Annotated in this window: 10 protein-coding genes; 5 read left to right on the top strand and 5 right to left on the bottom strand. The window is 69.8% G+C overall.

The window, feature by feature from the left end:
- Positions 1 to 245: 245 nt before the first annotated feature.
- Positions 246 to 896 carry a DNA-3-methyladenine glycosylase gene (locus HY68_RS21070; protein WP_041996739.1) on the bottom strand — a complete coding sequence of 217 codons (651 nt, stop codon included), beginning with the start codon at positions 894 to 896 and terminating at the stop codon, positions 246 to 248.
- Between the two features lie 87 nt (positions 897 to 983).
- Between HY68_RS21070 and HY68_RS21065 the strand changes: the two genes are divergently transcribed.
- The 3 genes from HY68_RS21065 (at position 984) to HY68_RS21055 (ending at position 3,031) form a co-directional block, all read left to right on the top strand.
- Positions 984 to 1,766, top strand: a complete 783-nt coding sequence (locus HY68_RS21065) for a sporulation protein (RefSeq protein ID WP_041991123.1) — start codon at positions 984 to 986, stop codon at positions 1,764 to 1,766.
- A 62-nt stretch (positions 1,767 to 1,828) separates the two neighbouring features.
- A complete protein-coding gene (locus HY68_RS21060; protein WP_041991121.1) occupies positions 1,829 to 2,368 on the top strand; it encodes a YbhB/YbcL family Raf kinase inhibitor-like protein in 540 nt (179 codons plus the stop codon).
- Between the two features lie 153 nt (positions 2,369 to 2,521).
- Positions 2,522 to 3,031, top strand: coding sequence for an HNH endonuclease (locus HY68_RS21055; protein ID WP_041996737.1), 510 nt, complete (start codon positions 2,522 to 2,524; stop codon positions 3,029 to 3,031).
- A gap of 33 nt (positions 3,032 to 3,064) precedes the next feature.
- Here HY68_RS21055 and HY68_RS21050 read toward each other — a convergent pair whose 3' ends face one another.
- The 4 genes from HY68_RS21050 to HY68_RS21035 form a co-directional block, all read right to left on the bottom strand.
- Entirely contained in the window at positions 3,065 to 3,832 is a 768-nt protein-coding gene (locus HY68_RS21050; protein ID WP_041991119.1) for a sulfite exporter TauE/SafE family protein, read from the bottom strand.
- A 60-nt stretch (positions 3,833 to 3,892) separates the two neighbouring features.
- Positions 3,893 to 4,822 (bottom strand): SPFH domain-containing protein, encoded by a 930-nt coding sequence (locus HY68_RS21045; protein WP_041991117.1) that lies wholly within the window; start codon positions 4,820 to 4,822, stop codon positions 3,893 to 3,895.
- A gap of 111 nt (positions 4,823 to 4,933) precedes the next feature.
- Complete coding sequence (locus HY68_RS21040; RefSeq protein WP_041991115.1) at positions 4,934 to 5,362, bottom strand: NfeD family protein; 429 nt, start codon at positions 5,360 to 5,362, stop codon at positions 4,934 to 4,936.
- Between the two features lie 136 nt (positions 5,363 to 5,498).
- The gene (locus HY68_RS21035; protein ID WP_041991113.1) at positions 5,499 to 6,290 is read right to left on the bottom strand and encodes an ABC transporter ATP-binding protein; all 792 of its coding nucleotides are present in this window, start codon (positions 6,288 to 6,290) and stop codon (positions 5,499 to 5,501) included.
- 126 nt (positions 6,291 to 6,416) lie between these two features.
- Here HY68_RS21035 and HY68_RS21030 point away from each other — a divergent pair, with 126 nt between their 5' ends.
- Positions 6,417 to 7,208, top strand: a complete 792-nt coding sequence (locus HY68_RS21030) for a hypothetical protein (protein ID WP_041991111.1) — start codon at positions 6,417 to 6,419, stop codon at positions 7,206 to 7,208.
- A gap of 472 nt (positions 7,209 to 7,680) precedes the next feature.
- On the top strand, positions 7,681 to 9,120 hold a 1,440-nt coding region (locus HY68_RS21025), incomplete at its 3' end, for a phosphodiester glycosidase family protein (protein ID WP_041996734.1).

Below are 9,120 nucleotides of genomic sequence, written 5' to 3'. Positions count from 1 at the left end.
GGCGTTTCCGCCGCTTTAATTCTGATGGCCTTTGGGTTGGCCTTTCGCCTTTCGGCTGCTCACTACGTTAACCGATTCCCCGTCCGGCTCATAATCGAGTCAACCGAGTTCGAATTCCGGCATGCCGAAAGTCCCAACCCGTTTGGGGAGTGATCGTAGGTAGTGGATGGCCGCTCCGGGAGCTGTTGAACAGCAGGTCCCGTGTCAAGCGGCTCGGACTACATTAGGTGGGTGAACTGTGCGAGTCAAGTTCGTCGGCGCTTCGGCGCATGGGCCCGATAAGGGCTCACCGAGGGGTCGCCGGCGATCCAGTACCGCCAGGGCTGGTGGGCACCGTCGCCGCCGACTCCCGTACGTGGGCCGCTGCTGACCTGGTCAGCGGTGGCCGGTGTTCCCATCAGTATCGCCAGGGGCTCGCCGAGGCCCGCGCAGACGTCCGTGCCGTCCAGCGAGCGGTCGATGTCGAGTGCGGTGGCCAGCCGGGCGGGGCCTTTGGCCAGTTCTCTGTCGTGGCGGGCCGAGAGTCGCCGTTTGTGGGCGAGTTCGGCGCCCGTGTGGATCTCGCCGGCCCGCAGCAGCACCCCGCTCGCTTCGCCCTCCGGGCCGCACACCAGGTTGAGGCAGTGCCACATGCCGTACGTGAAGTAGACGTACGCGTGTCCGGGCGGACCGAACATCACCGCGTTGCGGGCCGTGCGGCCACGGAAGGCGTGCGAGCCCGGGTCGATCGCGCCCGCGTACGCCTCGACCTCGGTCAGGCGTAGTTCGATCGGGCCCTCGTCCGTCATGCGGACCAGCGTGCGGCCCAGGAGGTCGGGTGCGACCTCGAGTACCGGTCTGTCGAAGAACTCGCGGGGCAGGGGTGTGCGTGGGGTGCCGTCGGGGCCTTGGATCATGGCGTACGAGCGTAGCCGGGCGCGGCGCGGGGAACCGACCGTGTCCGTCACGCGTATGTAGGGGTCAGGACCTGAGAAGGAGTGAGTATGGGCTTCAAGAAGCTGCTTGCGAGCATGGGCGCCGGTGGCGCGTCCGTCGAGACCGAGCTGAGCGAGTCGAACGTCGTACCTGGCGGGGTCGTTCAGGGTGAGGTGCGGATCCAGGGCGGTTCCGTCGAGCAGGAGATCCAGGGGCTTTCGGTCGGTCTGCAGGCCCGGGTCGAGGTCGAGGGCAACGACCAGGAGCTCAAGCAGAACATCGAGTTCACCAAGCAGCGGATCGGCGGCGCCTTCACCGTTCAGGCGGGGGCCGTCCATGTGGTCCCGTTCGGGCTGGAGATCCCGTGGGAGACGCCGGTCACGGCGGTCGACGGGCAGCAGCTGCGCGGGATGAACATCGGTGTGACCACGGAGCTGGAGATCGCGCGGGCGCTGGACTCCGGCGACCTGGATCCGATCACGGTGCACCCGCTGCCGGCGCAGCAGGCGATCCTCGACGCGTTCATCCAGCTCGGGTTCCGCTTCAAGAGCGCGGACATGGAGCGCGGGCATGTGCGCGGTACGCGTCAGCGGCTGCCGTTCTACCAGGAGATCGAGTTCCACGCCCCGCAGCAGTACCGGGGGCTCAACCAGGTGGAGCTGACGTTCGTCGCCGACGACCGGGAGATGGACGTCGTTCTGGAGATGGACAAGAAGCCGGGGCTCTTCAGCGAGGGCAGTGACTCGTTCCGGGCGTTCCAGGTCGGGCTCAACGATTTCGCGTCCACCGACTGGTCCGCGTATCTCAACCAGTGGCTCGCCGAGGTGGGCGGCCGTCGTAACTGGTTCTGATCCTGAGGCATAGGCTCGGGCGGTGAGCAGGACAGTCGTTGCCGATATTCGGAGGTTCAGACGTGACTGACGGGCAGAGGGCTCCGCTCCCCCATGACTTCCATCCGCAGGTGCCGTCGTTCACCGTGGTGAGCGATGACGTGTCGGCCGGGGCGGTCCTGAAGGACGCCCAGGTCTACGCGGAGGGCAACACCTCGCCGCAGCTGCGGTGGGAGGGCTTTCCCGCGGAGACGAAGAGCTTCGCCGTGACGTGCTTCGACCCGGACGCGCCGACCGGCAGCGGGTTCTGGCACTGGGTGGTCTTCGACATCCCGGCGTCGGTCACCGAGCTTCCCGTCGGGGCCGGCAGTGGCGGGTTCGACGGGCTGCCGAAGGGTGCGGTGCAGGCCCGGAACGACTACGGGACGAACGACTTCGGCGGCGCCGCTCCGCCCGCCGGGGACCCGGCGCACCGCTATGTGTTCACCGTCTACGCGGTGGACACCGAGCAGCTCGGTCCTGACAGTGCGGCTTCGCCCGCGTTCGTGGGCTTCAACCTGCGGTTCCACACGCTGGCGCGTGCGCAGCTCGTCGGGGAGTACGCGGCACCGGCCGACAGCTGACCGTTTGTGTGTTGTTTGCCCTGCCCTGGTCTTGGAGAGATCAGAGCAGGGCATTTTTTTATTGTGTTGTCCCTCTCGGCGTGCCCGGCCAGAGTTGATCCACAGCCCGCAGCCCCCGAACGGGGCCGGGTCGGCACACGGGAGGTGGGCGAGATGCGGGACACGCTGGTACTGAACGCGAGCTTCGAGCCGCTGTCGACGGTGACTCTCAACCGTGCGGTGGTGCTGGTGCTGCAGGACAAGGCCGTTGTCGAGCAGGCGCACCCCGATCTCCGTGTGCGGGCCGCCGCTGTCGAGCTTCCGGTGCCGCGGGTGATCAGGCTCTGCCGTTATGTACGAGTGCCGTTCCGAAGACAGGCGCCGTGGTCGAGACGCGGGGTGCTCATCAGGGACCAGCACAGGTGCGCGTACTGCGGGAGGCGTGCGACGACGGTGGACCATGTGGTGCCGAGGTCGCGTGGGGGCGGTGACAGCTGGCTGAATACGGTCGCTTCCTGCGCCGAGGACAATCACCGTAAGGCGGACCGTACGCCGGAGCAGGCGGGGATGCCGTTGCTGCACCCGCCGTTCGTGCCGTCCCCCGCGGACGCGATGCTGCTGTCGCTGCGGGCCGGTGAGCGTTCGGAGCTGCCGTTGTGGCTGGCGGCGCAGCCCGCCGCGTAGCGCGTGGTGGCGCGAGCCGGCAGGTAAAGGCGCCTAGCGCAGCAGCAGTTGGACGATGGCGGCCGTTCCGACGACGACGATGATGACGCGCATCGCCACCGGCGGCAGACGCCGGCCGATCTTGGCCCCGATCTGTCCGCCGATGGCGGAGCCGACGGCGATGAGGACGACCGCTGTCCAGTCGAAGTCGGCGACGAAGAGGAAGAGGATCGCGGCGACGGTGTTCACGATCGCGGCGAGGACGTTCTTGACGGCGTTGAGGCGTTGCAGGGTGTCGTCGAGCAGCATGCCCATGAGGGAGAGGTAGATGATCCCCTGGGCGGCGGTGAAGTACCCGCCGTAGACGCTGGCGAGCAGCAGGCCGATGAAGAGCAGCGGGCCGCCGTTGGGGCGGGCGGTCTTCTGCTCGCGCACCCGACGTTCCTGGACGGCCTTGGTGATCCGGGGCTGCAGGACGACCAGGACGAGCGCGAGGGCGACGAGGACGGGCACGATCGTCTCGAAGGCCGTTGACGGCAGGACCTGCAGCAGGACGGCGCCGGTGAGTCCGCCGACGAGTGCGGCGGCGCCGAGGCGCAGGATGCGGGGGCGCTGGCCGGTGAGTTCGGCGCGGTAGCCGATGGCTCCGCTGATCGAGCCGGGGATCAGGCCGAGTGCGTTGGAGACGGTGGCGGTGACCGGGGGGAGGCCCGTCGCCAGCAGGACGGGGAAGGTGATCAGGGTGCCGGAACCGACGATGGTGTTGATGGTTCCGGCACTGATCCCCGCGACGAAGACGGCGAGCATCTCCCAGATGGTCACGGTGAGCCTTTCGGTATGCGGTGCCGGACGCACCGCATCATGCCCGAAAGGGTCTTTTGGTCAGTCGAGCGGGGTGTCCTGCCTGCGCTCCTTGCCCGTGTTGAAGCCGGGCATGCCCGATCCGAGGTTGTCGAAGGCGCCGCTGAGCCCCTTGAGGGCGTCGCCGATCTCGCTCGGCACGATCCAGAGCTTGTTGGCGTCGCCTTCGGCGATCTTGGGGAGCATCTGGAGGTACTGGTAGGCGAGGAGCTTCTGGTCGGGGTCGCCCGCGTGGATCGACTCGAAGACGGTACGGATCGCCTGGGCTTCACCTTCGGCGCGCAGCGCCGCCGCCTTGGCCTCACCTTCGGCGCGCAGGATCGCGGACTGCTTCTCGCCTTCGGCCGTGAGGATCTGGGACTGCCGGATACCTTCGGCGGTGAGGATCGCGGCGCGCTTGTCACGGTCGGCGCGCATCTGCTTCTCCATCGAGTCCTGGATGGAGGTGGGCGGTTCGATGGCCTTGAGCTCGACGCGGTTGACGCGGATGCCCCACTTGCCGGTGGCTTCGTCGAGGACTCCGCGCAGTGCGGCGTTGATCTCCTCGCGGGAGGTCAGGGTCCGCTCCAGGTCCATGCCGCCGATGATGTTGCGCAGCGTGGTGACGGTGAGCTGCTCGATCGCCTGGATGTAGCTGGCGACTTCGTAGGTCGCGGCGCGGGCGTCGGTGACCTGGTAGTAGATGACGGTGTCGATGTTGACGACCAGGTTGTCCTGGGTGATCACCGGCTGGGGCGGGAAGGGGACGACCTGTTCACGCAGGTCGATCCGGTTGCGGATCGAGTCGATGAACGGGACGACGATGTTGAGGCCCGCGTTGAGTGTGCGGGTGTAGCGGCCGAACCGCTCGACGATGGCGGCGCTTGCCTGCGGGATGACCTGGATCGTCTTGATCAGGGCGATGAAGACAAGCACCACCAGGATGACCAGGACGATGATGATTGCTGACATCGCGTTCCTCGGGCCCTTCGCTGCCGGATATTCTGATGATCGAGTTTCGCAGAACAGGGGCGTGAGCGGGGGCTGTTCACCCAGGTTGGCTCACATGACCAGGGGTTTGGCTCACATGACCACCGCCGTCGCGCCGTCGATCTCGACGACGTCGACCTCCTGGCCTGGTTCGTACGACTGGTCGGCGTCGAACGAGCGCGCCGACCACACCTCACCGGCCAGCTTGATCCGGCCACCACCGCGGTCGACCCGTTCCAGTACGACGGCCGAGCGGCCTTTCAGCCGGTCGATTCCGGTGCGCAGATTGGGGCGTTGGGCGTTGCGCCGGGCCGCGACGGGCCGTACGACGGCGACGAGCGCGACGGACACCACGACGAAGACGAGGACTTGGGCGACGATGCCGCCACCGAGCGCGGCGACGACGGCCGCCACGACGGCTCCGGCCGAGAACATTCCGAACTCGGGCATCGCGGTCATGACGAGCGGGATCCCCAGCCCGACAGCGCCGATCAGCCACCACACCCACGCGTCGATTTCCACAACGTCATGGTAGGTCCGGCGATCCCGGTCGGGACAGTGGCCATATCAGGTCACTTGAGGGCGACTTGACGGGGCGACGGGTCGGACGTGCCCGTTCGGTGCGCTTGTGCTGTGTGCTCGTGCTGTGTGCTCGTGCTTACTTGAGGGGCAGGCCCTGCGCGGTCCAGCGCTCGCCGGTGCGCTCGACGACGAGCGGCAGGCCGAAGCAGCGGGAGAGGTTGCGCGAGGTCAGCTCGGTCTCCATGGGGCCGGCCGCGAGGACCTTGCCCTGGCGGATCATGAGGACGTGCGTGAAGCCGGGCGCGATCTCCTCGACGTGGTGGGTGACCATGATCATGGACGGCGCGTACGGGTCGCGCGCGAGCCGGCCGAGCCGGCGTACCAGGTCCTCACGGCCGCCGAGGTCGAGTCCTGCGGCGGGCTCGTCCAGGAGCAGCAGCTCCGGGTCGGTCATCATCGCGCGGGCGATCAGGGTGCGCTTGCGCTCGCCCTCGGAGAGGGTGCCGAACTTGCGGTCCAGGAAGTCGGTCATGCCGAGGCGGTCGAGGAAGGCGCGGGCGCGCTGCTCGTCGACCTCGTCGTAGTTCTCGTTCCAGGTGGCCGTCATGCCGTACGCGGCGGTGAGCACGGTCTGCAGGACGGTCTGCCGCTTGGGCAGCTTCTCGGACATGGCGACGCCGGCGACACCGATCCGGGGGCGCAGGTCGAAGACGTCGACCTTGCCGAGCTGCTCACCGAGGATGCGGGCGGTGCCGCTGGTCGGGAAGAGGTAGCTGGAGGCGAGGTTGAGGAGGGTGGTCTTGCCGGCGCCGTTGGGGCCGAGGATCACCCAGCGCTCGCCTTCCTTGATGGACCAGGAGACATCGTCCACCAGAGCGCGTCCTTCGCGGACCACGGATACGTCCACCAGCTCCAGTACATCGCTCATGAGCGCGTTGTCTCCCCATGCAATCGTCTTGAGTTTCGGGTGCGCCTGTAGGCGCAGCTCCCAGGGCAAAACCTACGCCACCGGTTGGGTGGTCCGGTCCTGAGGTCCATTACCTAGGCTGGTCCCATGCTTCTGGAACCACGCTCAGGACTGTTGGCCGCATGGGGGAACGCCCTGTTGGCCGGGTTTGTGTCGCCGGACGACGCGGCGGACGCCGTCGTCGGCGACGATGCGGTGCACCGGGTGGAGGGGCTTCCGGGTGAGCCGGGCCCGGTGGGACTGACGCTGGCCTTCGGCCGGCTGCGGGCGCTCGGGGTGACCGGCTACCGGGTCGCGCTGCCCGCGCCGGGCCATCCGCTGGGGCTCAGCGGGCCGCCGGACTTCAACGCGCGTGCGCTGGAGGCGGAGGAGGCGGTGGTCGCCTCGGGGGCGCCGTACGGCTTGGTGCCGGAGGTCACAGCGGTCGGTCCCGACGGGGACCGGCATGTCGAGGTCGTCTGGCACTGCCTGCCGGTACGCGAGGCGCCGCCGGCGGACGTGCCGTCGCTCGGCGAGGCGGAGCGGGAACTGGCCGAGGCGCTGCGGGACGCGACGGAGGTGCTGTCGCGGCTGGACGTGGCGGCGTCGGGCCCGGTGGCGGACGCGGCGCTCGACGCGTACCGGGCACGGGCGGAGCGGGGCCGCGATGTGCTGGCCCCGGGCTATCCGCCGCGCGCGGCGCGGGTGCTTCAGCTCGCGGAGCGCATCGGACTGCTGGTGTCACTGGCGTACGAACACGGCCCGGGCGGCGCGGTGAGCGCATCGGAGATGTCCGCGCGGGTCGCGGCGCTACGCCCGGTGGAACGAGTGGCGCGCCGCGCGCAGGTGGCGTCGTACAACGCGTACGTGGAGGAACGCGAGCGCGACGGGTTGCGCTGATTTTTTGAGGCTCGGTTCGCCTCCGGGGCGCTGCAAGCCACTGTCGACGGTCGACCGTGCTCGGTCCGCTCGTCCCTCGCGGGCCTGCGCGCGCTCTCCCTTTCGACAGCGGCGCGCCCCTTCGGCTCACTCGCCACGTGATGGGGGCGGGCCGGGACGGTCAACGCGGCGCTTTGAGTCTTCGTGGACGGTCGACCGTGCTCGGTCCGCTCGTTCCTCGCGGGCCTGTGCGCGCTCTCTCTCGACAGCGGCGCGCCCCTTCGGCTCACTCGCCGGCGAATCGCAGGTGTGACGACCGCTCGGTCCCGCTTCGGGCCGATACGGTCGAACCGTGTCACGGCCTGTTCGCCCCGACTTTCCCCTGGCCCCCTGGCCCATCGGTGTGCGCACCGCGATGCTTGCCGCCGACAGCGCTTACTAGGCCATCCGCATCTGGCCTAGGGGCGTAACCCAGCTCATTCCAGGAGAACTTGTGGGCCCAGGCATTGCCGGCAGGTCCGCCGTGCTGTTCGCGGCGGTGACCGCCCTGACGGCGGGGGCCATTTCCCCGTCCTTCGCCGATTCCGACCCCGACCCCCGTCCCTATTCGTCCGCCGAGGTGCTGCGCCCCGTGGCGCCGCCGCCCGCGAGTGCCGCCGGCGGAGCGCCGAGAGCGGTCGCCGACGGCGACGGCATCGAAACGGCGCGCAGCTCGCGGCCGGTCGCCCCCGGCATCCGGCTCAGCTCGTACGACCGGCTCGAATCCGACAAGTGGCTGCGGGTCGACGCGCTCGACGTGAACCTCGAAGGCACCGGTGCCCGGGCCGACTACCTCTCGTCGGGCGCGGTCTCGGACCGCCGTACGGTCTCCGAACTCGCCGCGCGGCACAACGCCGGCCGGGGCCGGCGGACCGTCGCGGCGATCAACGCGGACTTCTTCGACATCAACCAGACGGGCGCGCCCGAGGGCCCCGGTGTCCAGGACGGCGCACTCGTCCAGTCGCCGGCCCCCGGTGCGAACCAGGCCGTCGGCCTCGGCCCCGGCGCGGCGGGGCGCATCCTGCGGCTCTACTTCGACGGCACCCTGACCCTGCCGTCGGGCCGGCTCCCGCTGGCCGGCTACAACGCGGCCAACGTGCCCGCCGGGGGCATCGGCGCGTACACGCAAGGGTGGGGGCAGGCCGACCGGGCGCTGACCGTGGACACCGCGACGCCCGTGGCCGAGGCGGTCGTACGGGACGGCGAGGTCGTGTCCGTGACCGGTGAGCCGGGCTCGGGGCCGATCGCGGTCGGCGCCACCGTCCTCGTCGGCCGCGAGGCGGGCGCGCAGGCGCTCGCCGCCCTGCGGCCCGGCGATCCGGTCTCGCTCGCCTACCGGCCGCGCACCGACAGCGGACCCGTACCCCGCACCGCGGTCGGCGGCCGTGAACTGCTCGTCGTGGACGGCGCGGCGCAGAGCCACGAGGGCGAGGGCAACAACACGGCGGCGCCCCGCACCGCCGTCGGGTTCTCCCGCGACGGCAGCACGATGCAGGTGCTCACCGTGGACGGGCGGCAGGCCGACAGCGCGGGGGTCACCCTCACCGAACTCGGCCTGATGATGAAGAAGGCCGGTTCGTACAGCGCGATCAACCTCGACGGCGGCGGCTCGTCCACCCTGGTCGCCCGCGAACCGGGCAGTGACGCCCTGCGGTTGGAGAACAGCCCGTCGGACGGGAGCGAGCGGACCGTACCCAACGGCCTCGCCCTCACGGCCCCGGACGGCAGCGGCAGGCTGAAGGGCTTCTGGGTCGGGACCGCCACCCCGGCCGGGGACGCGCCGACCGTCGACCCCGTCGCGGGCGGCCACCCCGAGCGGGTCTTCCCCGGGCTGTCCCGGCAGCTCACGGCCGCCGGGTACGACGAGACGTACGGCCCGGCGGCCGGTGTCCCG

The organism is Streptomyces sp. AcH 505 (genome assembly GCF_000818175.1).
GTDB lineage: Bacteria > Actinomycetota > Actinomycetes > Streptomycetales > Streptomycetaceae > Streptomyces.
Note: the sequence above shows the minus strand (reverse complement) of the source record. Positions and strands in the feature narration are given on the sequence as shown.